This window comes from Fervidibacillus halotolerans (genome assembly GCF_026547205.1).
GTDB classification, from domain to species: domain Bacteria; phylum Bacillota; class Bacilli; order Bacillales; family Caldibacillaceae; genus Fervidibacillus; species Fervidibacillus halotolerans.
Map to the genome: position 1 here is coordinate 2712850 of NZ_CP106877.1, position 21852 is coordinate 2734701.

Sequence of the window (21852 nt, forward strand, 5' to 3'; positions counted from 1 at the left end):
TTATAAAATATACTTATTATATTATATTTTAATTAAAGGAGGATTTTCCTGATGGCAAAAGAAAAATTCGATCGTTCTAAACCACACGTTAACATTGGTACCATTGGACACGTTGACCATGGTAAAACAACTTTGACAGCTGCAATTACAACTGTTTTGTCAAAACAAGGAAAGGCGCAAGCACAAGCTTACGATCAAATCGACGGTGCTCCTGAAGAAAAAGAACGTGGTATTACGATTTCAACTGCACACGTTGAATATGAAACGGATAACCGTCACTATGCACACGTAGACTGTCCAGGACACGCTGACTACGTTAAGAACATGATCACTGGTGCGGCTCAAATGGATGGAGCGATCCTTGTTGTTTCCGCTGCTGATGGTCCAATGCCACAAACCCGTGAACATATTCTTCTTTCTCGTCAAGTAGGTGTACCTTACATTGTTGTATTTTTGAACAAATGCGACATGGTTGACGATGAAGAATTATTGGAATTAGTTGAAATGGAAGTTCGTGATTTGTTATCTGAATATGACTTCCCAGGAGATGATATTCCAGTAATTAAAGGTTCTGCGTTAAAAGCTCTAGAAGGGGAAGCAGAATGGGAAGAAAAAATTATCGAATTGATGAATGCTGTAGACGAATATATTCCAACACCTCAACGAGATACAGACAAACCGTTCATGATGCCTGTTGAAGACGTATTTTCAATTACAGGACGTGGAACTGTTGCAACTGGTCGTGTTGAACGTGGAGTATTAAAAGTTGGTGATGTCGTTGAAATCGTTGGTCTTGCTGATGAATCAAAACAAACAACAGTAACAGGTGTTGAAATGTTCCGTAAGCTTCTTGACCAAGCCGAAGCCGGAGATAACATCGGTGCACTTCTTCGTGGTATTTCCCGTGAAGAAGTAGAACGGGGTCAAGTTTTAGCAAAACCAGGTTCAATTACGCCTCACACGAAATTTTCAGCTGAAGTATACGTATTAACGAAAGAAGAAGGTGGACGTCATACTCCTTTCTTCGCTAACTATCGTCCACAATTCTATTTCCGTACAACAGACGTTACTGGCGTAATCGAATTACCTGAAGGTGTAGAAATGGTTATGCCTGGTGATAACATTACGATGACCGTTGAATTGATTGCACCAATCGCGATTGAAGAAGGTACGAAATTCTCCATCCGTGAAGGTGGTCGTACTGTAGGAGCAGGTGTTGTATCTTCGGTTATCAAATAATCGAACAATGCAAAAACTCCGGACGATCGATGATGTCTCCATCACGTCCGGAGTTTTTTTAATCACTTTCTATTTCCCATCTTCACAATTTACGTATACAGCTCTGAGGAGTAAAAATTCTTCGAGATAAATTGAGCTTCTAGCCCCCAAATTTTGATAAATATGCGATAATTTATCTGGATTTATCAAGATTTAAGGGGGATTTGTGAATGTTAACAAGGAAAGAAAAAAGAGAAAGAGAAAAAAACCAAAACTTTTTCTTCGACTTCGTTAAGATTCAAAATCATTTCTTTAAAGACTTGGTAGATCAACTAAAAAAAGTAAAAGATAAAAGGCATCAAAGCTACATTACCTATGGTCCAGAAACAATCCTTTACACCATTCTTCTTAAAAGTGTATTTGGAATCAAATCAATGAGAAGTATGACCGAATTGTTTAATAAGGATGAATGTATCGAAAATATTCGAGTAGTTTTGGGTTTGAAAGAGCTCAACGAGCTCCCGCATTATGATACAATTAATGACTTTTTAGCAAAGTTGGAGCCAAAAGAGCTTGAAACCATAAGGATTTATCTAATCAAAAAACTTTTTGAAAAAAGATGCTTAGAATCCTTCCGGATTCTAAATAAATATTGGCCAATTGTTTTCGATGGGACAGGTATCCATACATTTAAGGAAAAACACTGTGAACATTGTCTGAGAAGGGAATACAAGGATAAGGAAACCGGAGAAACAAAAGTGGCATATATGCACCATGTTCTAGAAGCCAAGCTTGTGGTAGGAGATATGGTTCTTAGCATCGCTACAGAATTTATAGAAAATGAGTCAGAAAATGTTCCAAAGCAGGATTGTGAGTTAAAAGCTTTTATGAGGCTAGTCGATAAATTAAAGAAAACATTTAAACGTCTTCCTATTTGTCTTATCGCAGATAGCCTTTATGCTTGTGAACCAGTATTTGAAATTTGTGATAAACACAATTGGAAATATATTTTCCGGTTCAAAGAAGATCGGATTAAAACGGTTTCTCAAGAATTCAGAGCAATCCAATCTTTAGAAACGAATGGTAAAAGCTCAGAATATTTCTGGGTCAATGATATTGCTTATAACGATCGTTTGGTAAATCTTGTGGAAAAAGTAAAAGTAACTGAGAATGAGAAAAAACAGGAGTTTCTGTTTATTACAAACTTTCGAATAACTGAAAGGAATGCAGAAATACTTGTTCAGGCAGGTCGAAGACGCTGGAAAATAGAAAATGAGGGTTTTAATAACCAGAAAAATGGTTGGTATGAAATTGAACATGTGAATTGTCATAATTACAATGCACTGAAAAATCATTACTTACTTGTTCAAATAGCTGATATCCTTGTTCAACTATATAAATATGGGTCAAAACTTTTGAAGCAGCTGAAAAAGTCAGCAAAAGAAATATCCTCGAAGCTGTTAGAAGCGATCCGAACCCGCATTATAACAGTCGAGGATTTGAAAAAATGTAAAAAAATACAGGTTAGGTTTACATATACCTAACAATTCTATTATAGCAGAAGGGTGTGATGAATAGGGAGTAAAAAGCAAGTTATCCACAACTTTATAGAAAAATCGCATTAATAGGACTAGTTTTTAAAAATTTTAGAAGGAAAGTAACTGGAAAATTTTACCAACTGTGGATAATTTGAAAATCCCTATTTTGACGAAAAACTTTGAAATATACTCTTCATAGCTGATTTACGTATAAACAAAAGTTGAAATTTATCGTCAGTCTATGTATAATGGAAAAGTCCGTGTATAAAAGCAATATTTATAAAATATGTTGCGTAATACCCCTGTTTTATGTATAATATGAAAGGTTGACTAAAAAGGCGATGATGTGAAAGGTTGCTGACACACCCGGCCGCTTTGCCATGGCATGTGTGTTGGGAAATTTTCACGGAGAAGGTCTAGGAAATAGGCGAAAAGGAGGGAAAATAATGGCAAAACAAAAAATTCGTATTCGATTAAAAGCTTATGATCATCGCGTACTCGATCAATCTGCAGAGAAAATCGTAGAAACGGCTAAACGTTCCGGAGCTTCTGTTAGCGGACCAATCCCGCTTCCAACAGAAAAGTCCGTATACACCATTTTGCGGGCCGTCCATAAATATAAAGATTCTCGTGAGCAATTTGAAATGCGTACGCACAAAAGACTAATCGACATTATCAATCCAACGCCACAAACGGTTGATTCGTTAATGCGGTTAGATTTGCCGTCAGGTGTAGACATTGAAATCAAATTATAATGGTATATTAAATCTTCATCATATTAGGAGGTGTGACTGATGATTAAAGGAATCTTAGGTAAAAAAATCGGCATGACCCAAATTTTCTTGGAAAATGGCGATCTTGTTCCCGTAACGGTAATTGAAGCAACTCCGAACGTCGTACTACAAAAGAAAACGGTCGAAACAGATGGATACAATGCGGTTCAATTAGGTTTTGACCATAAACGGGAAAATCTAGCGAACAAACCAGACAAAGGGCATGCGAAAAAGGCAAATACGACTCCTAAGCGCTTCATCAGTGAAATTAGAGATGTAAATATTGAGGAATATGAAATTGGTCAAGAAGTGAAAGTGGATATTTTTGAATCGGGTAATATCGTTGACGTAACAGGAATATCCAAGGGGAAAGGATTCCAAGGTGCAATCAAACGTCACGGACAATCCCGTGGGCCAATGACACATGGATCCCGCTATCACCGTGGACCAGGTTCAATGGGAACGATTGCTCCAAACCGGGTATTCAAATCGAAAGAATTACCTGGAAGAATGGGAGGAGAAAAGGTAACCATTCAAAACTTGGAAATCGTAAAAGTTGATCCAGAAAGAAATATCATATTAATCAAAGGGAATGTACCTGGTCCAAGAAAATCTTATGTAAAAATTAAAACAGCGATTAAATCTGTTAACTAACTTCTGAGGAAAGGAGGACAAAGAAATGCCAAAGGTAGCATTATATAACCAATCAGGATCCCAAGTGGGAGAAATCGAATTAAATGATACGGTCTTCGGGATCGAACCAAATAAACATGTAATGTCAGAAGCTATTATTAGCCAGCGTGCTTCCCAACGACAAGGAACATCGAAAGTGAAAAACCGCTCGGAAGTTCGTGGTGGTGGACGTAAACCGTGGCGTCAAAAAGGTACAGGTCGTGCCCGACAAGGATCGATTCGTGCACCTCAATGGCGAGGAGGAGGCGTTGTTTTCGGTCCGGTTCCACGTAGTTATGCATACAAACTTCCGAAGAAGGTACGCCGGTTAGCATTGAAATCAGCACTATCGACGAAAGTCATTGAAAATAATCTATTAGTGCTCGATCAATTGCAATTGGATGCACCGAAAACGAAAGATTTTCTTTCGGTATTGAAGAATTTGTCAGTGGATGAAAAAACGTTAGTTGTAACGGCAGAAACAAACGAAAATGTCTATCTTTCAGCACGCAATATTCCTACGGTAAAAGTAATTGATGCATCAGGAGTAAACGTGCTCGATATTATTGGATACGACAAAATGATCATGACTAAAGATGCCGTTGAAAAAGTAGAGGAGGTGCTAGCATAATGGATGTCCGTGATGTGATTAAGCGCCCCGTTATTACAGAACGTTCAATGGATATATTAAACGATAAAAAATATACCTTTGAAGTTGATGTGAAAGCGACGAAAACCCAAGTGAAACGTGCGGTAGAAGAAATTTTCGGCGTGAAAGTGGAAAAGGTAAACATCATGAACTACAAAGGAAAGTTTAAAAGAATGGGTAAATATACCGGTTATACGAAAAAACGTAGAAAAGCAATCGTTACGTTAACAGAAGATAGCAAAGATATCGAAATTTTTAATGTATAATTCAATCGAAGAAAAGGAGGGAAACATAAATGGCGATTAAAACTTATAAACCAACCTCCAACGGTCGTCGAGGAATGACGGTTTCTGATTTTGCAGAAATTACGACGAACAAACCGGAAAAAAGCTTATTGCAACCATTGCATAAAAAGGCAGGTCGTAACAACCAAGGGAAATTAACTGTTCGTCATCAAGGTGGAGGTCATAAACGCCAATATCGTGTGATTGATTTTAAACGTGATAAAGATGGCATTCCAGGACGCGTTGCCACAATCGAATACGATCCGAATCGTTCAGCAAATATTGCATTAATTCATTACCATGATGGAGAAAAACGGTACATTATTGCTCCAAAGGGATTAAAGGTTGGAATGGACATTCTTTCAGGTCCTGATGCGGATATTAAGGTAGGAAATGCTCTTCCTTTATCGGATATTCCTGTAGGTACCGTTATTCATAATATCGAATTAAAACCTGGAAAAGGTGGACAATTAGTTCGTTCCGCTGGGACGAGTGCACAAGTGCTCGGTAAAGAAGGAAAATATGTACTAGTTCGTTTGACTTCCGGAGAAGTACGGATGATTTTAAGTACATGCCGTGCAACGATTGGTCAAGTTGGTAATGAACAACACGAACTGATCAACATCGGTAAAGCAGGACGTTCCCGCTGGTTAGGTAAGCGTCCGACAGTTCGTGGATCTGTTATGAACCCGAACGACCATCCACACGGTGGTGGGGAAGGTAAAGCACCAATCGGGCGGAAATCTCCAATGACACCTTGGGGTAAACCGGCTCTAGGTTTGAAAACTCGTAAGAAAAATAATAAATCCGATAAATTTATTGTACGTCGTCGTAAAAAATAAAAAGATTGAGCTACGGTTCATAAATAGAACCGTAGGGCAATCACGAAGGGAGGTTCAAAAATGGGTCGTAGCTTGAAAAAAGGACCTTTTGTGGACGATCATTTAATGAAAAAAATTGAAGCATTAAATAAAAGTGGAAAAAAACAAGTAATTAAAACTTGGTCTCGTCGTTCAACAATATTTCCAGCATTTATCGGTCATACGATCGCTGTTTATGACGGGCGGAAACATGTTCCGGTATATATTTCTGAAGATATGGTTGGTCATAAGCTCGGTGAATTCGCTCCGACAAGAACTTTCAAAGGCCACGCTGGTGACGACAAGAAAACAAGACGTTAATGAGAGGAGGGCAAATCCATGGAAGCAAAAGCTGTTGCGAGAACAGTTCGCATTGCACCTCGGAAGGCTCGCTTAGTCGTTGATTTGATTCGAGGAAAGCAAGTGGGAGAAGCGATTGCTATTTTGAAATTCACGCCGAAGGCAGCTTCCCCAATCGTTGAAAAAGTATTAAAATCCGCAATTGCAAACGCAGAACACAATTATGAAATGGATGTAAATAAATTATTCATTTCCAAAGCATTTGTTGATGAGGGTCCGACATTGAAACGTTTTCGTCCCCGTGCACAAGGTCGTGCATCACAAATCAACAAAAGAACGAGCCATATTACCATTGTTGTATCAGAAAAAAAGGAGGGATAATGAGTGGGTCAAAAAGTATCTCCAATCGGCTTGCGTATCGGGATCATCCGTGATTGGGAATCTAGATGGTACGCGGAAAAAGACTATGCTGATCTTTTACACGAAGATATTAAAATTCGTGAATTTATCGAAAACCGTTTAAAAGATGCATCTGTATCTGGAATTGAAATCGAACGGGCTGCAAACCGTGTAAATATTACCATTAACACTGCAAAACCAGGAATGGTTATTGGAAAAGGTGGATCGGAAGTAGAAGCACTTCGAAAAGCTTTAAATGATTTGACAGGGAAGAAAGTTCATATTAACATTGTTGAAATTAAAAAGGCAGACCTCGATGCCAAATTAGTTGCTGAGAACATTGCACGACAATTGGAAAATCGGGTTTCCTTCCGCCGTGCACAAAAACAAGCAATCCAAAGAACGATGCGTGCTGGTGCCAAGGGTATTAAAACGATGGTTTCTGGACGACTTGGTGGAGCAGATATTGCACGTTCTGAACATTATAGTGAAGGAACAGTTCCGCTCCATACACTTCGTGCAGATATCGATTATGCCCATGCTGAAGCAGACACGACTTATGGAAAATTGGGTGTAAAAGTATGGATTTATCGAGGAGAAGTTCTTCCTGCTAAGAAAAAATCCGGGGAAGGAGGAAACTAATCATGTTGATGCCAAAACGAGTAAAATACCGCCGGGAACATCGCGGTAAAATGCGCGGTCGGGCAAAAGGCGGTACGACGGTCTCGTTCGGAGAATACGGATTGCAAGCATTAGAAGCATCTTGGATTACGAGTCGTCAAATTGAAGCTGCGCGGATCGCGATGACCCGTTATATGAAACGTGGTGGGAAAGTATGGATCAAGATTTTCCCTCACAAACCATATACAGCAAAACCACTAGAAGTCCGGATGGGTTCCGGTAAAGGTTCTCCAGAAGGTTGGGTAGCTGTCGTAAAACCTGGAAAAGTGATGTTTGAAGTTGCAGGTGTACCAGAAGAGGTGGCTCGTGAAGCGTTACGATTAGCTTCACACAAACTTCCAATCAAATGTAAATTTGTAAAAAGAGAAGAAACTGGTGGTGAAGTAAATGAAGGCTAAAGAAATACGCGAACTAACCACTGCCGAAATCGAAGAAAAAATTAAGTCTTTGAAAGAAGAATTATTTAACCTCCGCTTCCAATTGGCGACAGGTCAACTTGAAAATACAGCTCGAATTCGTGAAGTACGTAAATCGATTGCTCGGATGAAGACCGTTATTCGCGAAAGAGAAATTGGAATCAATAAATAAAGGAAGGAGGTATTATAATGGCTGAACGTAATCAACGGAAAGTTTATACTGGCCGCGTCGTTTCGGATAAAATGGATAAAACAATTACCGTTATGATCGAAACTTATAAAAAACATCCTCTTTATGGTAAACGGGTAAAATATTCGAAAAAATTTAAAGCTCATGACGAACATAACGAAGCAAAAGTAGGAGATATTGTACGGATTATGGAAACCCGTCCACTTTCTGCTACAAAGCGTTTCCGTTTAGTGGAAATCGTCGAAAAAGCTGTTATTATTTAAGCTTCTTTTAAGTACAGGTTGATTCCGAAAGGAGGTTTTTTCATTGATACAACAGGAAACACGTTTGAAAGTTGCTGATAACTCCGGTGCCCGCGAACTTTTAACGATTAAAGTACTAGGTGGTTCCGGGAGAAAATATGCAAATGTTGGAGATATAATTGTGGGCACAGTCAAACAAGCAACACCAGGTGGCGTTGTTAAGAAAGGCGATATAGTGAAGGCCGTTGTTGTTCGTACAAAACGAGGTGTTCGTCGTAGCGATGGCACGTACATTCGCTTCGATGAAAATGCTTGTGTCATTATTCGTGAAGACAAAAGTCCACGGGGTACCCGTATTTTCGGACCAGTAGCTCGTGAACTCCGGGATAAAAACTTTATGAAAATTGTATCCTTAGCTCCTGAAGTACTTTAATTAAATGAGTGAAAGCCTTGTAAGGAGGTGCGAAATATGCATGTTAAAAAAGGTGATAAAGTAAAAGTCATCTCTGGTAAAGATAAAGGGAAAACAGGCGTGATTTTAGCTGCTTATCCGAAAAAAAACCGAGTGGTCGTTGAAGGTGTAAACATTGTAAAAAAACACGCGAAACCTTCCCAAGATAACCCTCAAGGAGGGATTATCAATATGGAGGCACCGATTCACGTATCCAATGTAATGCCAATTGATCCAAAAACCGGTGAACCTACTCGAGTAGGATATAAAGTCGTTGACGGTAAAAAGGTTCGAATAGCGAAAAAATCCGGAGCGGTATTAGACTAATTGTTGGGATGAAAGGAGGTATTGCACATGAACCGCCTAAAAGAGAAATACATTAAAGAAGTTACACCGAGTTTAATGAAAAAATTTAATTACAAGTCTGTCATGCAAGTACCAAAAATAGAAAAAATTGTAGTGAACATGGGTGTTGGAGATGCGGTGCAAAATGCCAAAGCATTAGATGATGCTGTAGAAGAATTGACATTAATCAGTGGTCAAAAACCTGTTGTGACGAGAGCGAAAAAATCGATTGCAGGATTCCGACTTCGAGAAGGAATGCCCATTGGTGCAAAGGTTACATTACGCGGAGATCGTATGTATGATTTCCTTGATAAACTTGTATCGGTATCTTTACCTCGGGTACGTGATTTTCATGGGGTTTCGAAAAACGCTTTCGATGGAAGGGGAAATTATACATTAGGTATTCGAGAACAGTTGATTTTCCCTGAAATCGATTATGATAAAGTTAACAAAGTACGTGGTATGGATATCGTTATCGTCACTACCGCAAAAACAGATGAAGAATCCCGAGAACTACTCACCCAATTAGGGATGCCGTTTCAAAAATAATTAATAAAGGAGGGGAAAACGTGGCTAAGAAATCCATGATCGCTAAACAAAAACGTCCGCAAAAATTTAAAGTTCGTGAATATACCCGTTGTGAACGCTGTGGACGTCCCCACTCGGTGTACCGGAAATTCAAACTATGTCGGATTTGTTTTCGCGAGTTGGCATATAAAGGTCAAATCCCTGGCGTGAAAAAATCCAGTTGGTAATATTCAATATCGGGAAGGAGGTAAACACAATATGGTAATGACAGATCCTATTGCAGATCTTTTGACACGTATTCGTAATGCAAATATGGTGCGACACGAAAGCCTTGAAGTTTCCTCATCGAAAATGAAAAGGGAAATCGTTGAGATTTTAAAAAGAGAAGGCTTCATTCGTGACGTTGAATATATAGATGACAATAAACAAGGCATTATCCGTATTTTTCTTAAATACGGTCCGAACAACGAAAGGGTCATTACAGGCCTGAAACGGATTAGCAAACCTGGATTACGTGTATACGCTAAGGCGAACGAAGTACCGAAAGTGTTGAACGGCTTGGGTATTGCAATCATTTCGACATCAAAAGGACTGCTCACCGATAAAGAAGCACGGGCTCAAAAAATTGGTGGAGAAGTTATCGCATATATCTGGTAAAATATTTGTCATGACAGGAGGTGGAATTAGACATGTCTCGTATTGGGAAAAAACCAATCGAAATTCCTCAAGGTGTAACTATTAACGTACAGGGGAATCTCGTTACCGTAAAAGGACCAAAGGGTGAACTTTCACGCGAGTTCAATAAAGATATAAATATTTCTGTTGAAAATAATTTAGTAACTGTCACTCGTCATTCTGATTCGAAGGAACATCGCGCACTTCACGGAACAACCCGTGCAGTATTAGCAAATATGATCGAAGGTGTTTCGAAAGGATTTGAAAAAACTCTTGAATTAATCGGGGTTGGATACCGTGCCCAAAAAAAAGGGAAAAATCTCGTATTAAACGTTGGTTATTCTCATCCGGTAGAAATCGAACCGGAAAATGGTTTGGAAATTGACGTACCTTCGAACACAAAAGTTGTTGTAAAAGGAATCGATAAAGAAAAAGTAGGGGCATTAGCAGCGAACATCCGTGATGTACGTCCGCCTGAACCGTACAAAGGAAAAGGAATTCGCTACGAAGGAGAATATGTACGTCGTAAAGAAGGTAAAACTGGTAAATAGACCATGAGTTCGTATAGAAAGGAGTGACAATCGTGATTACTAAGCCGGATAAAAATGCAATTCGGAAAAAAAGACATATGCGTGTACGCTCTAAAATTTCAGGTACTGCTGAACGTCCGAGACTCAGTATTTTCCGTTCCAATAAACATATATATGCACAATTAATCGATGATACGAAGGGCGTTACGTTAGTAAGCGCATCTTCTTTAGATAAAGAATTTGACATCGATTCAACTGGGAATAAAGAAGCTGCAGCAAAAGTAGGAGAATTAATTGCGAAACGAGCAATTGAAAAAGGATATAAAGTCGTCGTATTCGATCGTAGCGGTTATTTATACCACGGTCGTGTAAAATCATTGGCAGATGCTGCAAGGGAAAACGGTCTAGAATTTTAAACGAAAAAGGAGGGAAAAAAGACATGCGTCGCATTGACCCAAATAAACTTGAACTTGAAGAACGTGTAGTAACGGTAAACCGCGTAGCTAAAGTGGTGAAGGGTGGACGCCGTTTCCGTTTTACGGCGCTCGTTGTAGTAGGTGATAAAAACGGTCATGTAGGATTCGGGACAGGTAAAGCTCAAGAAGTTCCAGATGCGATTCGCAAAGCAATTGAAGATGCGAAGAAAAACTTGGTAGAAGTTCCAAGGGTGGGAACGACGATCCCACATGAAGTCATCGGTCATTTCGGTGCTGGAGAAGTGTTATTAAAACCCGCTCATGAAGGTACCGGAGTGATTGCTGGAGGACCGGTTCGGGCTGTATTGGAGCTTGCTGGAATTGGTGATATTTTAACGAAATCGCTTGGTTCGAATACACCAATCAATGTGATTCGCGCGACAATGGATGGTATTAAACAATTAAAACGTGCGGAAGAAGTTGCTAAACTTCGCAATAAAACAGTAGAAGAATTGTTAGGATAAGGAGGGAAAAACAGTGGCCAATAAATTGGAAATTACCCTCACTCGTAGCTTGATCGGTCGGCCGAAAGACCAAAAAGAAACGGTCAAAGCACTCGGTTTAAGAAAACTACACCAAACGGTTGTTAAAGAAGACCATCCTGCGATTCGCGGAATGATTAATAAAGTATCCCATTTAGTAACGGTAAAAGAATTATAAGCAATTCATCCTAATTGAAGGAGGTGCCAATTATGAAACTTCACGACTTGCAATTAAACGAAGGTTCCAGAAAAACAAGGAAACGGGTTGGACGAGGTACAGCAAGTGGCCATGGTAAAACGAGTGGTCGGGGACAAAAAGGACAAAATGCTCGTTCGGGTGGCGGCGTTCGTCCAGGATTTGAAGGTGGTCAAATGCCTTTATTCCAACGTTTACCGAAACGCGGTTTCACAAATATCAACCGTAAAGAATACGCCATCGTCAATTTGGACGCATTGAACCGCTTTGAAGACGGAACAGAAGTTACCCCAGAACTTCTCATTGAGACTGGACTTGTCAAGAAAGAAAAGGCTGGCATTAAAGTTTTGGCGAAAGGAACAATTGAAAAGAAATTGACGGTAAAAGCCCACAAATTCTCTTCAGCTGCTAAAGAAGCGATCGAAGCTGCAGGCGGCCAAATCGAGGTGATTTAATGTTCCAGACGATCTCCAATTTTATGCGTGTACGTGATATACGATCGAAAATCATTTTTACTCTGTTTATGTTGATCGTTTTCCGTATCGGCACATTTATACCAGTTCCCGGGGTCAATTCTGAACTCCTTAAATTGGATCATGAATTAAATGCCTTCGGTGTTTTAAATATTTTTGGCGGAGGAGCCTTGCAAAACTTTTCGATCTTTGCAATGGGAATCATGCCCTATATTACTGCCTCGATCATAATGCAATTGTTACAAATGGACGTTGTTCCAAAATTGACAGAATGGTCGAAGCAGGGCGAAGTAGGGAGAAGAAAAATCGCCCAAGTTACGCGTTATGCAACCATAGTACTTGGATTTATCCAGGCGCTAGGAATGTCCTATGGATTTAACAATTTTGCTGGTGGCCAACTGATTAGGAACCAATCTATTGGAAATTACTTGTTGATCGCATTAGTTTTGACTGCAGGAACAGCTTTTCTTCTTTGGCTTGGTGAATTGATTACCGCCAAAGGTGTCGGAAATGGAATATCGATCATTATTTTTGCAGGAATCGTCTCCGGTTTCCCTACGATGATTAACCAAATTTATGTGCAACAATTTGAAAATGCTGGAGATCAATTGTTCATCCGGATTATCATTGTCACTTTATTAATACTTCTTATTCTTGCCATCATCGTTGGGGTTATTTTCGTTCAACAAGCGGTAAGGAAAGTACCGATCCAATATGCAAAACGAATTGCAGGACGCAGCCCAGTCGGAGGAAATGCCTCTCATATACCACTTAAGGTAAATGCAGCAGGAGTTATTCCGATTATATTTGCCGTATCCTTTATTATTACACCACCGACAATTGCATCATTTTTCGGTAGCAATCCGGTAACAAATTGGATCACAAAATATTTCGATTACACGAACCCTGTTGGTGCGCTCATTTATATAGCGCTCATTATCGCCTTTACGTATTTTTATGCCTTTATTCAAGTGAATCCCGAACAGTTGGCTGATAACTTGAAAAAACAAGGCGGATATGTTCCAGGATTTAGACCGGGAATTCAAACGCAAAATTATTTTACTGGTGTGTTATATCGATTGACCTTTGTAGGCTCGATTTTCTTAGCAATCGTTGCAATTCTACCTGTATTCTTCACGAAATTTGCCCAATTACCATCTACGGTTCAAATCGGCGGAACGAGCCTTTTGATCGTTGTTGGAGTTGCATTAGAGACGATGAAACAATTAGAAGCACAACTGGTAAAACGTCACTATAAAGGATTTATTAAATAGGAGAAAGAAAGGAAAGCCCCCAAAGGGGGATTTCCGAAATCCTTATATAGAAGGTGGAACAGATGAATTTAATATTAATGGGATTACCTGGAGCAGGAAAAGGTACCCAAGCAGAGAAAATTGTCGAAATGTATCATATCCCGCATATTTCAACTGGAGATATGTTCCGGCAAGCGATTCAAGAGAAAACTGAATTAGGATTAAAGGCAAAATCCTATATGGACAAAGGAGAACTTGTACCAGATGAGGTCACAGTTGGTATTGTCCGTGAACGATTATCGAAGGATGATTGTAAAAATGGATTTTTGCTCGACGGTTTTCCGAGAACTATCCCGCAAGCAGAAGCGTTGGAACAAATTTTAACAGATTTAAATAAACAGATCGATTCCTGTATCCACATTGATGTCGACCAAGAGGTTTTAATGGAACGGCTAACAGGAAGAAGGATTTGTAAATCTTGTGGTGCAACTTACCATCTCGTATTCAACCCTCCAAAGCAATCGGGGGTATGCGATAAATGTGGAGGCGAGTTGTATCAAAGAGCTGACGATAACGCTGAAACTGTTCAAAACCGTTTAGAAGTGAATAGGAAGCAAATCCAACCGTTATTGGATTTCTACGCACAAAAGGGACGATTACAAACGGTTAATGGAAAACAAGATATTGACCAAGTGTTTTCCGATATTGAAAAAATTCTTTCCAACATTCAAAAATAAGCTGGTTACAGATTACAACCAGTCATTTTCCTTTGCCGATATGAGTCCATGAAAAACTCGTGCAATTTTTTTCGGAAAACTGTATAATATCTTTTTGGGAATTAAATCGGAAAGTCCGAATCGAATTGAAGGAGATTGATTTGATGGATCCTGATTCCTGTACGCATATCGGTCGAGTAGTGCGAATAAAAAAAGGTCGAGATGCCGGTCAATTTGCGTTGATCATCAACCATTTAAACGAACGGTTTGTATTACTTGCCGATGGGGTGAAACGGAAATTTGACCGCCCTAAGAAGAAAAATATAAATCATATTGAATTGATTGAATATGTTTCCCCCGAAGTAAGAAATAGTATTATTGAAACTGGCCGAGTCACAAACAATAAACTCCGACATGCACTGAGAAAATTTCAAGACGAGTACTTGGCTGAAGAGAAGGGAGACGATCCAAATGGCGAAAGATGATGTCATTGAAGTTGAGGGTACGGTTGTGGAAACTTTACCGAATGCAATGTTCAAGGTAGAACTTGAAAACGGGCATACGGTATTGGCTCACGTTTCAGGTAAAATTCGGATGCATTTTATACGAATCTTACCTGGTGATAAAGTAACGGTAGAACTTTCACCTTATGATTTGACGAGAGGTAGAATTACTTATCGATATAAATAAAAGCATGACGATTTCCCAAAAAGTTGTTGGAACAGGTTGGATTTTTAGAAAAAATTGACTCCGTTCAGTAAGGAGGTTTGAAACCAAAATGAAAGTCAGACCATCAGTCAAACCAATCTGTGAAAAATGTAAAGTTATTCGCAGAAAAGGAAAAGTAATGGTAATCTGTGAAAATCCGAAACATAAACAAAAACAAGGATAATTTTGAAGGAGGTGCTTAAACAACATGGCACGTATTGCAGGTGTTGATATTCCAAGAGATAAACGTGTGGTTATTTCTTTAACAAAAATCTATGGAATCGGTAAACCGACTGCTCAAAAAATTTTGAAAGAAGCAGGTATTTCCGAAGATACGCGTGTTCGTGATTTAACGGAAGAAGAAGTAAACAAAATTCGCGATATTGTGGATAAATTGAAAGTAGAAGGGGATCTTCGTCGTGAAGTTTCTTTAAATATTAAACGTTTAATGGAAATTGGATGTTATCGCGGTCTTCGACATCGTCGTGGGTTACCTGTTCGTGGACAAAATACGAAAAATAACGCTCGTACACGTAAAGGTCCGAAAAAAACGGTAGCGAACAAGAAAAAATAATCGGTAAAGGAGGTAAAATCGAATGGCACGTAAAACGAATACTCGGAAACGTCGGGTAAAAAAGAATATTGAATCGGGAGTAGCACATATTCGTTCTACTTTTAACAATACAATTGTGACAATTACAGATGTACATGGAAATGCAATCGCATGGTCTAGTGCTGGTTCTTTAGGATTTAAAGGATCGCGTAAGTCCACTCCATATGCAGCCCAAATGGCAGCTGAGGCAGCGGCAAAGGCTTCGATGGAGCACGGAATGAGAACGTTAGAAGTAAACGTTAAAGGCCCGGGTGCTGGACGTGAAGCAGCGATTCGTGCTTTACAAGCAGCTGGTTTAGAAGTTACAGCGATTAAAGATGTTACACCAGTACCCCATAATGGATGCCGTCCGCCAAAACGTCGTCGTGTATAATGAGTTCTAGGTATATTATTTGTATCATTGTCTATAATGGGTTATGATACAGTATTTTGCCAATTATTAGGACAAAGAAAATATTGTGCACAAACGGGAATATTTCGTTGGGGGAATTTCGGTTAGAAAAAATCTAGCCGGGGTTTCGACGTTTTGAAGGAGGGTAAAATAAAAAATGATCGAAATTGAAAAGCCTAAAATAGAAACGGTTGAGATCAATGATGACGCCAAGTACGGGAAATTTGTTGTAGAACCGCTTGAGCGTGGATATGGAACTACATTGGGTAACTCCTTGCGTCGTATCCTGCTATCCTCTCTCCCAGGTGCTGCTGTCACATCTATCCAGATAGATGGGGTACTACATGAGTTTTCAACTGTCGAAGGCGTTGTGGAGGATGTAACGACAATCATCTTGAACTTAAAAAAGCTAGCGTTAAAGATTTATTCTGATGAAGTGAAGACGCTCGAAATTGATGTCCAAGGTGAGGGAGTTGTAAAAGCTGCCGATATTACCCACGATAGCGATGTGGAAATATTAAATCCTGACTTGCATATTGCCGAATTGAGTAAAAACGGAAAATTACGTATGAGAATGACCGCACAAAGAGGACGTGGCTATACGGTAGCGGATGAGAATAAAAAGGAAGACTTACCGATCGGTGTCATTCCCATTGACTCGATCTACACTCCTGTGTCCAGGGTTTCCTATTTTGTCGAAAATACACGTGTCGGCCAGTCGACAGATTTCGATAAATTAACTCTCGAAGTTTGGACAGATGGAAGCATCGGTCCAAAGGAAGCCGTTTCCTTAGGAGCAAAAATATTAATGGAACATTTAAATATTTTTGTGGACTTAACGGATGAGGCACAACAAGCTGAAATTATGGTTGAAAAAGAGGAAGATCAGAAGGAAAAAGTTCTGGAAATGGCGATTGAAGAATTAGATTTATCCGTTCGCTCCTATAATTGCTTGAAACGTGCAGGAATTAATACCGTTCAAGAGTTGACGAATAAAACGGAAGAAGATATGATGAAAGTTCGCAACCTCGGGCGTAAATCATTAGAAGAAGTAAAATCCAAATTAAATGATTTAGGTCTTGCTTTAAGAAAAGATGACTAATGACAAACCCAATCGTAAACAGATTACATCATAAAGGAGGGAATCGATATGGCATATAGAAAATTAGGCCGTACGAGTGATCACCGTAAAGCGATGTTACGTACCCTTGCCACGGATTTGATTATTAACGAGCGCATCGAAACGACGGAAGCCCGCGCGAAAGAATTGCGTTCGGTTGTCGATAAATTAATTACCCTTGGTAAACGCGGAGACTTACATGCACGTCGACAAGCAGCTTCTTTTGTTCGTAAGGAAATTGCTGATTCTGAAACGAAAAAAGATGCTTTGCAAAAACTATTTACTGACATTGCACCACGTTATCAATCTCGTCAAGGCGGTTACACTCGAATCTACAAAGTAGGACCGCGCCGTGGAGATGGTGCACCGATGGCGATTATTGAATTAGTCGAAGCGGATAGTGAATAATCACAGGGACGCTTCGCAGGATGAATGGAAACAGTGAGGGCAGTACAGTACAACTACTGGTTTTTGCCCTTTTCTTTTATTAATGTTGTTCCAAATTATCTGTGAATTCTCCCGTCGTCACAAAAAAGCGAGTGTTACGATGAGGGAAAAAACCTCGTCTAGCTCTGGTGCCCTTTTCACATGTAATCGATCGATATAAAGTTGGACAGAAAGTATTGAATGACTGCATGGGAAAAGGGTGCAGGCTTTTTTATTATATAGAAGAAAAAATATCAATGAGTTTTTAGAAGAGATGAGCAAAGCAGAGGATTGAGGGTGAGAAACATGAAAAAGGAAATGATTCAATTTGACCGGGTGTTTTTTCGTTACGACGAAAATTCCCCTTATGCTTTAAAAGATGTAAGCTTTTCCGTTTATGAAGGAGAATGGCTAGCCATTGTTGGTCATAACGGATCTGGTAAATCAACGATTGCGAAATTAATGAATGGCCTTTTGTTTCCTGAAAAGGGTTCAATTCGGATTAAGGGTCTTCCTTTAACGGAAGAGACGATTTGGGACATCCGAGATATTGTTGGTATGGTATTTCAAAATCCCGATAATCAATTCGTCGGAACAACCGTTCAAGATGATGTGGCTTTTGGTTTAGAAAATCACGGAATACCGAGAGAAGAAATGATAAATCGCGTAATGGATTCATTGAAAAAAGTAAAAATGGAAGGGTTTCTCGATCAAGAGCCTCACCATCTGTCAGGAGGTCAAAAACAGAGAGTAGCGATTGCAGGGGTACTCGCATTACGAACAGATGTAATTATATTGGATGAAGCCACTTCCATGCTCGATCCAAGGGGGCGCACCGAAGTTTTGGAAACGGTCAGGGAAATAAAAAATAAAGAGAATGTCACGATTATTTCGATTACCCATGATTTAGAAGAAGCGGTAAAAGCGGATCGATTGATTGTTATGAATGAAGGACAAGTATTTACGATTGGGACACCGGATGAAATTTTTTCTTTAGAAGACCAATTAATTCAACTAGGATTAGACATCCCCTTTACATTGAAGCTAGTAAAAATGTTAAAAAACTACGGTTGTGAAGTTCCTTCCGATATGTTACAAGAAGATGAGTTGGTGGATTATATATGGAAATTAGCACAAGAAATTTAGAATTTAAATATCACGTAAACACTCCCTTTGAGCGGTTGGCACTATATGATATCAATGTGACCATTCCACCAAATAGTTATACTGCAATCATCGGTCATACCGGTTCAGGGAAATCGACTTTATTGCAACATTTAAATGGACTATTGCAACCGACAGTAGGAGAGGTGCACATTGGGGATGTGACAATCAAAGCTGGAATAAAAGAAAAAAACCTCCGCCCAGTTCGTAAGAAGGTAGGCATTGTTTTTCAATTTCCCGAACATCAACTATTCGAAGAAACAGTCGAAAAAGATATTTGTTTTGGTCCGTTAAATTTCGGTACGCCTTTAGAAAAAGCAAGGAAAAAGGCAAAAAAGGCGGCACAGCAAGTTGGCTTGTCAGAAGATTTGATGGACAAGTCTCCCTTTGAACTATCGGGTGGTCAAATGCGTAGGGTAGCAATTGCCGGTGTTTTAGCGATGGAACCGGAAGTTCTTGTGCTGGATGAACCAACAGCTGGACTCGATCCGAGAGGGCGAATGGAAATCATGGAGATGTTCGCTAATCTTCAAAGGGAGCAAAAAATCTCCGTTGTTCTTGTTACCCATAGCATGGAAGATGCTTCGAAATATGCCGATCATATTATTGTGATGCATAAAGGAACCGTATACAAAAAGGGCACCCCGAAGGATATTTTTTCATCACCAAAGGAACTGATTGAACTAGGACTTGATGTACCTGAATCGATTCGCTTTCAATTGAAACTTGAAGAAAAATTACAACAGTCAATCGGTAAGGTTACCCTATCGATTGATGAATTAGCTCGACAAATTTCCGTATATTTGAAACGGGGGTCAACAAGCCAATGATGGAAAAAATGATATTCGGTCGATACATACCGGTAAATTCGTTGTTACACAAACTGGATCCCCGTTCAAAATTATGTGCAATTTTGATCTTTATTTTTATTATTTTTATCGCCAATAATGCTATTACTTACGGAATACTAGCTATTTTCACTTTTCTCGCCTTGTATTCATCGAATATACCAATAAAATTTTTATTCAATGGGTTAAAATTTATTTTTTACTTAATCGTCTTTACTTTCCTATTGCATATTTTGTTCACGCGAGAAGGGGACGTTTTAGTAGACTTTGGATGGTTGAAAATTTATGAACGTGGACTGACTCAAGGAATCTTTATCTCTTTACGTTTTCTTTTTCTCATCCTCATTACGTCCCTTTTGACATTGACGACAACGCCGATTGAAATTACGGATGGGATGGAAAGCTTGATGAAGCCCCTTAGGAAAATCCATTTTCCCGTCCATGAATTAGCATTAATGATGTCCATTGCTTTACGTTTTATCCCGACGTTAATGGACGAAACAGATAAAATTATGAAAGCGCAAATGGCAAGAGGTGTTGATTTTTCCCACGGTTCTCTAAAAAGACGGGCACAGGCGATCGTTCCATTATTGATTCCGTTATTCATTAGTTCGTTCAAACGGGCGGAAGAACTCGCTGTTGCCATGGAAGCAAGAGGATATCGTGGAGGAGAAGGACGAACGAAATATCGGCAGCTGAATTGGAGGACAATGGATACGATCGTTATCCTTATTGTTCTATCCCTAGGGGGAATTTTATTTATCTTCCGCACGTAAAATTACATCACTTAGGTGAAAAATATGAAACGGATTAAATGTATAATCGCTTATGACGGGACGAACTTCCTCGGTTATCAAATTCAAAATCAGGGGCGTACTGTTCAAGGAGAATTGGAAAAGGTTTTAAAACGAATGCATAAAGGCGAAAGGATTCGTGTCTATGCATCGGGACGAACCGATACGCATGTCCATGCCCTTGGCCAAGTCATTCATTTTGATAGCCCATTGGATTTACGTGTGGAGAATTGGCAAAAGGCATTGAATGCTCAACTTCCAGCGGACATTTCCATTGTAGATGTCCAATTTGTACCCGATACATTTCACGCCCGATATTCCAGTATCGGTAAGGAATATCATTACCGCGTTTTATTGAAAAAAGAAAGGGACCCGTTTTTACGAAATTATTCGTACCATTTCCCTTATGAGCTGAATATGAAAGCGATGAGGGAAGGAATGAACTACTTTTTAGGAACCCATAATTTTACGAGTTTTTCATCTGCAAAATCGACAGTGGAAAATCGGGTGCGGACGATTGAACGATTTGAAGTGATTGAAAAGGCGGATGAATTAGTATTTCAAATTCGCGGCAACGGATTTTTATATAATATGGTACGAATTATCGTTGGAACGGTTCTCGAAGTCGGGATCGGGAAACGGGCCCCATCGGAAATACCGACAATTTTAGATAAGAAGGATCGGAAGTTCGCGGGAAAAACTGTCCCAGGCTGTGGGCTCTACCTGTATCAAGTGTTTTATAAGGAAGACATACAAAATTTTTGATAAAAACATTTTCAATCTGACAAATTTTCTCTACCGTTATTCACTGATTATTTACGGGATTTGCTTTGGGTTTTTCTGAAAAACGATTAAACAAATTCCCTTGACATCTTAGGGTAAAAAAAGTTATTATATCATTTGGTACATTGTTTTTTCCATGATAAGCCCCGGAAACTTATTATGTTGAAAATAAACTTGTTTGGAAATCGTGATTGAAACAGGAGGGTAAATTTAATGCGTACGACTTATATGGCTAAGCCGAACGAAATTGAACGGAAATGGTATGTCGTAGATGCAACCGGCCAAACGCTTGGACGTCTTGCAAGTGAAGTTGCTGCGATTTTACGCGGTAAACATAAACCGATTTTTACACCCCATGTGGATACTGGTGACCATGTCATCATTATTAACGCATCGAAAATTGAATTAACAGGTAAAAAATTGACGGATAAAATTTATTATCGCCACAGCCAACATCCGGGAGGTTTAAAGAAAAGAACCGCATTAGAAATGCGTACAAATTATCCGGAAAGAATGTTGGAACTGGCCATCCGTGGAATGCTTCCAAAGGGAACACTCGGTCGCCAAATGTTTAAGAAATTGCATGTATATGCGGGCAATGAGCATCCGCATCAAGCACAAAAACCTGAAAACTACGAGTTGCGCGGTTAATTATAGA

The 21852-nt window shown here is 39.4% G+C and carries 37 protein-coding genes; all 37 read left to right on the plus strand.

The features are described 5' to 3' along the window. The first annotated feature begins 51 nt into the window (after positions 1 to 51). Positions 52 to 1239 carry an elongation factor Tu gene (gene tuf, locus OE105_RS12730; protein ID WP_275420530.1) on the plus strand — a complete coding sequence of 396 codons (1188 nt, stop codon included), beginning with the start codon at positions 52 to 54 and terminating at the stop codon, positions 1237 to 1239. Between the two features lie 209 nt (positions 1240 to 1448). Beyond that, a complete protein-coding gene (locus OE105_RS12735; protein WP_015865126.1) occupies positions 1449 to 2762 on the plus strand; it encodes a transposase in 1314 nt (437 codons plus the stop codon). A gap of 440 nt (positions 2763 to 3202) precedes the next feature. Then, complete coding sequence (gene rpsJ / locus OE105_RS12740) at positions 3203 to 3511, plus strand: 30S ribosomal protein S10 (RefSeq protein ID WP_275417214.1); 309 nt, start codon at positions 3203 to 3205, stop codon at positions 3509 to 3511. A 39-nt stretch (positions 3512 to 3550) separates the two neighbouring features. Further along, on the plus strand, positions 3551 to 4183 hold the full coding sequence (gene rplC, locus OE105_RS12745) for a 50S ribosomal protein L3 (RefSeq protein WP_275420531.1): 633 nt from the start codon (positions 3551 to 3553) through the stop codon (positions 4181 to 4183). Positions 4184 to 4208: 25 nt separating this feature from the next. Next, positions 4209 to 4832 (plus strand): 50S ribosomal protein L4, encoded by a 624-nt coding sequence (rplD, locus tag OE105_RS12750; RefSeq protein WP_275420532.1) that lies wholly within the window; start codon positions 4209 to 4211, stop codon positions 4830 to 4832. After that, a complete protein-coding gene (rplW, locus tag OE105_RS12755) occupies positions 4832 to 5116 on the plus strand; it encodes a 50S ribosomal protein L23 (RefSeq protein WP_275420533.1) in 285 nt (94 codons plus the stop codon). Before rplD ends, rplW begins: the two co-directional genes overlap by 1 nt. Positions 5117 to 5145: 29 nt before the next feature. Next, complete coding sequence (gene rplB / locus OE105_RS12760; RefSeq protein WP_275420534.1) at positions 5146 to 5976, plus strand: 50S ribosomal protein L2; 831 nt, start codon at positions 5146 to 5148, stop codon at positions 5974 to 5976. Between the two features lie 60 nt (positions 5977 to 6036). Further along, positions 6037 to 6315 carry a 30S ribosomal protein S19 gene (rpsS, locus tag OE105_RS12765; RefSeq protein WP_275420535.1) on the plus strand — a complete coding sequence of 93 codons (279 nt, stop codon included), beginning with the start codon at positions 6037 to 6039 and terminating at the stop codon, positions 6313 to 6315. 18 nt (positions 6316 to 6333) lie between these two features. Continuing rightward, complete coding sequence (gene rplV, locus OE105_RS12770) at positions 6334 to 6675, plus strand: 50S ribosomal protein L22 (protein ID WP_275420536.1); 342 nt, start codon at positions 6334 to 6336, stop codon at positions 6673 to 6675. 3 nt (positions 6676 to 6678) lie between these two features. Next, on the plus strand, positions 6679 to 7335 hold the full coding sequence (gene rpsC / locus OE105_RS12775; RefSeq protein WP_275420537.1) for a 30S ribosomal protein S3: 657 nt from the start codon (positions 6679 to 6681) through the stop codon (positions 7333 to 7335). 2 nt (positions 7336 to 7337) lie between these two features. Further along, positions 7338 to 7772 carry a 50S ribosomal protein L16 gene (rplP, locus tag OE105_RS12780; RefSeq protein WP_275420538.1) on the plus strand — a complete coding sequence of 145 codons (435 nt, stop codon included), beginning with the start codon at positions 7338 to 7340 and terminating at the stop codon, positions 7770 to 7772. Beyond that, complete coding sequence (gene rpmC / locus OE105_RS12785; RefSeq protein ID WP_275420539.1) at positions 7762 to 7962, plus strand: 50S ribosomal protein L29; 201 nt, start codon at positions 7762 to 7764, stop codon at positions 7960 to 7962. Before rplP ends, rpmC begins: the two co-directional genes overlap by 11 nt. Positions 7963 to 7979: 17 nt before the next feature. Beyond that, positions 7980 to 8243, plus strand: a complete 264-nt coding sequence (rpsQ, locus tag OE105_RS12790) for a 30S ribosomal protein S17 (RefSeq protein ID WP_275417204.1) — start codon at positions 7980 to 7982, stop codon at positions 8241 to 8243. A 43-nt stretch (positions 8244 to 8286) separates the two neighbouring features. Next, complete coding sequence (gene rplN / locus OE105_RS12795) at positions 8287 to 8655, plus strand: 50S ribosomal protein L14 (protein WP_275420540.1); 369 nt, start codon at positions 8287 to 8289, stop codon at positions 8653 to 8655. Between the two features lie 36 nt (positions 8656 to 8691). Further along, positions 8692 to 9000, plus strand: a complete 309-nt coding sequence (gene rplX / locus OE105_RS12800; protein WP_275420541.1) for a 50S ribosomal protein L24 — start codon at positions 8692 to 8694, stop codon at positions 8998 to 9000. Positions 9001 to 9027: 27 nt separating this feature from the next. Then, a complete protein-coding gene (gene rplE / locus OE105_RS12805) occupies positions 9028 to 9567 on the plus strand; it encodes a 50S ribosomal protein L5 (protein ID WP_275420542.1) in 540 nt (179 codons plus the stop codon). 20 nt (positions 9568 to 9587) lie between these two features. Beyond that, positions 9588 to 9773, plus strand: coding sequence for a type Z 30S ribosomal protein S14 (locus OE105_RS12810; protein WP_275420543.1), 186 nt, complete (start codon positions 9588 to 9590; stop codon positions 9771 to 9773). Between the two features lie 31 nt (positions 9774 to 9804). Beyond that, positions 9805 to 10203 carry a 30S ribosomal protein S8 gene (gene rpsH, locus OE105_RS12815; protein WP_275420544.1) on the plus strand — a complete coding sequence of 133 codons (399 nt, stop codon included), beginning with the start codon at positions 9805 to 9807 and terminating at the stop codon, positions 10201 to 10203. 32 nt (positions 10204 to 10235) lie between these two features. Beyond that, positions 10236 to 10772, plus strand: coding sequence for a 50S ribosomal protein L6 (rplF, locus tag OE105_RS12820; RefSeq protein WP_275420545.1), 537 nt, complete (start codon positions 10236 to 10238; stop codon positions 10770 to 10772). A gap of 32 nt (positions 10773 to 10804) precedes the next feature. Beyond that, positions 10805 to 11167: a 50S ribosomal protein L18 gene (gene rplR, locus OE105_RS12825; protein WP_275420546.1), complete on the plus strand. Its 363-nt coding sequence runs from the start codon at positions 10805 to 10807 to the stop codon at positions 11165 to 11167. A gap of 23 nt (positions 11168 to 11190) precedes the next feature. Beyond that, positions 11191 to 11691, plus strand: a complete 501-nt coding sequence (rpsE, locus tag OE105_RS12830) for a 30S ribosomal protein S5 (RefSeq protein ID WP_275420547.1) — start codon at positions 11191 to 11193, stop codon at positions 11689 to 11691. 13 nt (positions 11692 to 11704) lie between these two features. Beyond that, on the plus strand, positions 11705 to 11887 hold the full coding sequence (gene rpmD, locus OE105_RS12835; protein ID WP_275417195.1) for a 50S ribosomal protein L30: 183 nt from the start codon (positions 11705 to 11707) through the stop codon (positions 11885 to 11887). A 32-nt stretch (positions 11888 to 11919) separates the two neighbouring features. After that, complete coding sequence (rplO, locus tag OE105_RS12840; protein ID WP_275420548.1) at positions 11920 to 12360, plus strand: 50S ribosomal protein L15; 441 nt, start codon at positions 11920 to 11922, stop codon at positions 12358 to 12360. After that, on the plus strand, positions 12360 to 13652 hold the full coding sequence (secY, locus tag OE105_RS12845; RefSeq protein WP_275420549.1) for a preprotein translocase subunit SecY: 1293 nt from the start codon (positions 12360 to 12362) through the stop codon (positions 13650 to 13652). Before rplO ends, secY begins: the two co-directional genes overlap by 1 nt. 62 nt (positions 13653 to 13714) lie before the next feature. Continuing rightward, positions 13715 to 14368 carry an adenylate kinase gene (locus tag OE105_RS12850; RefSeq protein ID WP_275420550.1) on the plus strand — a complete coding sequence of 218 codons (654 nt, stop codon included), beginning with the start codon at positions 13715 to 13717 and terminating at the stop codon, positions 14366 to 14368. 143 nt (positions 14369 to 14511) lie between these two features. Then, the gene (locus tag OE105_RS12855) at positions 14512 to 14832 is read left to right on the plus strand and encodes a KOW domain-containing RNA-binding protein (protein WP_275420551.1); all 321 of its coding nucleotides are present in this window, start codon (positions 14512 to 14514) and stop codon (positions 14830 to 14832) included. Then, complete coding sequence (infA, locus tag OE105_RS12860) at positions 14819 to 15037, plus strand: translation initiation factor IF-1 (protein WP_003178377.1); 219 nt, start codon at positions 14819 to 14821, stop codon at positions 15035 to 15037. The genes OE105_RS12855 and infA overlap by 14 nt, the downstream gene beginning before the upstream one ends. Before the next feature lie 88 nt (positions 15038 to 15125). Continuing rightward, a complete protein-coding gene (gene rpmJ / locus OE105_RS12865) occupies positions 15126 to 15239 on the plus strand; it encodes a 50S ribosomal protein L36 (RefSeq protein WP_003156543.1) in 114 nt (37 codons plus the stop codon). A gap of 24 nt (positions 15240 to 15263) precedes the next feature. After that, positions 15264 to 15629 carry a 30S ribosomal protein S13 gene (rpsM, locus tag OE105_RS12870; RefSeq protein WP_275420552.1) on the plus strand — a complete coding sequence of 122 codons (366 nt, stop codon included), beginning with the start codon at positions 15264 to 15266 and terminating at the stop codon, positions 15627 to 15629. Between the two features lie 22 nt (positions 15630 to 15651). Then, positions 15652 to 16041 carry a 30S ribosomal protein S11 gene (gene rpsK / locus OE105_RS12875; RefSeq protein WP_275420553.1) on the plus strand — a complete coding sequence of 130 codons (390 nt, stop codon included), beginning with the start codon at positions 15652 to 15654 and terminating at the stop codon, positions 16039 to 16041. Positions 16042 to 16216: 175 nt separating this feature from the next. Then, entirely contained in the window at positions 16217 to 17161 is a 945-nt protein-coding gene (locus OE105_RS12880) for a DNA-directed RNA polymerase subunit alpha (RefSeq protein WP_275420554.1), read from the plus strand. Positions 17162 to 17209: 48 nt separating this feature from the next. Continuing rightward, the gene (gene rplQ, locus OE105_RS12885) at positions 17210 to 17587 is read left to right on the plus strand and encodes a 50S ribosomal protein L17 (RefSeq protein ID WP_275420555.1); all 378 of its coding nucleotides are present in this window, start codon (positions 17210 to 17212) and stop codon (positions 17585 to 17587) included. A gap of 324 nt (positions 17588 to 17911) precedes the next feature. Next, on the plus strand, positions 17912 to 18751 hold the full coding sequence (locus OE105_RS12890; protein ID WP_275422199.1) for an energy-coupling factor ABC transporter ATP-binding protein: 840 nt from the start codon (positions 17912 to 17914) through the stop codon (positions 18749 to 18751). Further along, positions 18727 to 19599 (plus strand): energy-coupling factor ABC transporter ATP-binding protein, encoded by an 873-nt coding sequence (locus OE105_RS12895; RefSeq protein ID WP_275420556.1) that lies wholly within the window; start codon positions 18727 to 18729, stop codon positions 19597 to 19599. The genes OE105_RS12890 and OE105_RS12895 overlap by 25 nt, the downstream gene beginning before the upstream one ends. Then, positions 19596 to 20393 (plus strand): energy-coupling factor transporter transmembrane component T family protein, encoded by a 798-nt coding sequence (locus OE105_RS12900; protein ID WP_275420557.1) that lies wholly within the window; start codon positions 19596 to 19598, stop codon positions 20391 to 20393. Before OE105_RS12895 ends, OE105_RS12900 begins: the two co-directional genes overlap by 4 nt. 24 nt (positions 20394 to 20417) lie before the next feature. Next, positions 20418 to 21176: a tRNA pseudouridine(38-40) synthase TruA gene (truA, locus tag OE105_RS12905; RefSeq protein WP_338030912.1), complete on the plus strand. Its 759-nt coding sequence runs from the start codon at positions 20418 to 20420 to the stop codon at positions 21174 to 21176. 231 nt (positions 21177 to 21407) lie between these two features. Further along, positions 21408 to 21845 carry a 50S ribosomal protein L13 gene (rplM, locus tag OE105_RS12910; protein ID WP_275420559.1) on the plus strand — a complete coding sequence of 146 codons (438 nt, stop codon included), beginning with the start codon at positions 21408 to 21410 and terminating at the stop codon, positions 21843 to 21845. Positions 21846 to 21852 lie beyond the last annotated feature (7 nt).

Bases quoted from the DNA above. Each gene is read 5' to 3' on its own strand.
- rplD (WP_275420532.1), top strand. From the start codon at position 4,209: ATGCCAAAGGTAGCATTATATAACCAATCAGGATCCCAAGTGGGAGAA.
- OE105_RS12900 (WP_275420557.1), top strand. From the start codon at position 19,596: ATGATGGAAAAAATGATATTCGGTCGATACATACCGGTAAATTCGTTG.
- rplQ (WP_275420555.1), top strand. From the start codon at position 17,210: ATGGCATATAGAAAATTAGGCCGTACGAGTGATCACCGTAAAGCGATG.
- rplE (WP_275420542.1), top strand. From the start codon at position 9,028: ATGAACCGCCTAAAAGAGAAATACATTAAAGAAGTTACACCGAGTTTA.
- rpsS (WP_275420535.1), top strand. From the start codon at position 6,037: ATGGGTCGTAGCTTGAAAAAAGGACCTTTTGTGGACGATCATTTAATG.
- rplV (WP_275420536.1), top strand. From the start codon at position 6,334: ATGGAAGCAAAAGCTGTTGCGAGAACAGTTCGCATTGCACCTCGGAAG.
- OE105_RS12735 (WP_015865126.1), top strand. From the start codon at position 1,449: ATGTTAACAAGGAAAGAAAAAAGAGAAAGAGAAAAAAACCAAAACTTT.
- rplM (WP_275420559.1), top strand. From the start codon at position 21,408: ATGCGTACGACTTATATGGCTAAGCCGAACGAAATTGAACGGAAATGG.
- tuf (WP_275420530.1), top strand. From the start codon at position 52: ATGGCAAAAGAAAAATTCGATCGTTCTAAACCACACGTTAACATTGGT.
- rplX (WP_275420541.1), top strand. From the start codon at position 8,692: ATGCATGTTAAAAAAGGTGATAAAGTAAAAGTCATCTCTGGTAAAGAT.
- rplB (WP_275420534.1), top strand. From the start codon at position 5,146: ATGGCGATTAAAACTTATAAACCAACCTCCAACGGTCGTCGAGGAATG.
- rpsM (WP_275420552.1), top strand. From the start codon at position 15,264: ATGGCACGTATTGCAGGTGTTGATATTCCAAGAGATAAACGTGTGGTT.
- rplC (WP_275420531.1), top strand. From the start codon at position 3,551: ATGATTAAAGGAATCTTAGGTAAAAAAATCGGCATGACCCAAATTTTC.
- rpsH (WP_275420544.1), top strand. From the start codon at position 9,805: ATGGTAATGACAGATCCTATTGCAGATCTTTTGACACGTATTCGTAAT.
- OE105_RS12850 (WP_275420550.1), top strand. From the start codon at position 13,715: ATGAATTTAATATTAATGGGATTACCTGGAGCAGGAAAAGGTACCCAA.
- OE105_RS12855 (WP_275420551.1), top strand. From the start codon at position 14,512: ATGGATCCTGATTCCTGTACGCATATCGGTCGAGTAGTGCGAATAAAA.
- rplW (WP_275420533.1), top strand. From the start codon at position 4,832: ATGGATGTCCGTGATGTGATTAAGCGCCCCGTTATTACAGAACGTTCA.
- rplO (WP_275420548.1), top strand. From the start codon at position 11,920: ATGAAACTTCACGACTTGCAATTAAACGAAGGTTCCAGAAAAACAAGG.
- truA (WP_338030912.1), top strand. From the start codon at position 20,418: ATGAAACGGATTAAATGTATAATCGCTTATGACGGGACGAACTTCCTC.
- rplF (WP_275420545.1), top strand. From the start codon at position 10,236: ATGTCTCGTATTGGGAAAAAACCAATCGAAATTCCTCAAGGTGTAACT.
- rpsQ (WP_275417204.1), top strand. From the start codon at position 7,980: ATGGCTGAACGTAATCAACGGAAAGTTTATACTGGCCGCGTCGTTTCG.
- rpsJ (WP_275417214.1), top strand. From the start codon at position 3,203: ATGGCAAAACAAAAAATTCGTATTCGATTAAAAGCTTATGATCATCGC.
- rpmC (WP_275420539.1), top strand. From the start codon at position 7,762: ATGAAGGCTAAAGAAATACGCGAACTAACCACTGCCGAAATCGAAGAA.
- OE105_RS12895 (WP_275420556.1), top strand. From the start codon at position 18,727: ATGGAAATTAGCACAAGAAATTTAGAATTTAAATATCACGTAAACACT.
- OE105_RS12890 (WP_275422199.1), top strand. From the start codon at position 17,912: ATGAAAAAGGAAATGATTCAATTTGACCGGGTGTTTTTTCGTTACGAC.
- OE105_RS12880 (WP_275420554.1), top strand. From the start codon at position 16,217: ATGATCGAAATTGAAAAGCCTAAAATAGAAACGGTTGAGATCAATGAT.
- rpmJ (WP_003156543.1), top strand. From the start codon at position 15,126: ATGAAAGTCAGACCATCAGTCAAACCAATCTGTGAAAAATGTAAAGTT.
- secY (WP_275420549.1), top strand. From the start codon at position 12,360: ATGTTCCAGACGATCTCCAATTTTATGCGTGTACGTGATATACGATCG.
- rplP (WP_275420538.1), top strand. From the start codon at position 7,338: ATGTTGATGCCAAAACGAGTAAAATACCGCCGGGAACATCGCGGTAAA.
- rpsE (WP_275420547.1), top strand. From the start codon at position 11,191: ATGCGTCGCATTGACCCAAATAAACTTGAACTTGAAGAACGTGTAGTA.
- rpsK (WP_275420553.1), top strand. From the start codon at position 15,652: ATGGCACGTAAAACGAATACTCGGAAACGTCGGGTAAAAAAGAATATT.
- infA (WP_003178377.1), top strand. From the start codon at position 14,819: ATGGCGAAAGATGATGTCATTGAAGTTGAGGGTACGGTTGTGGAAACT.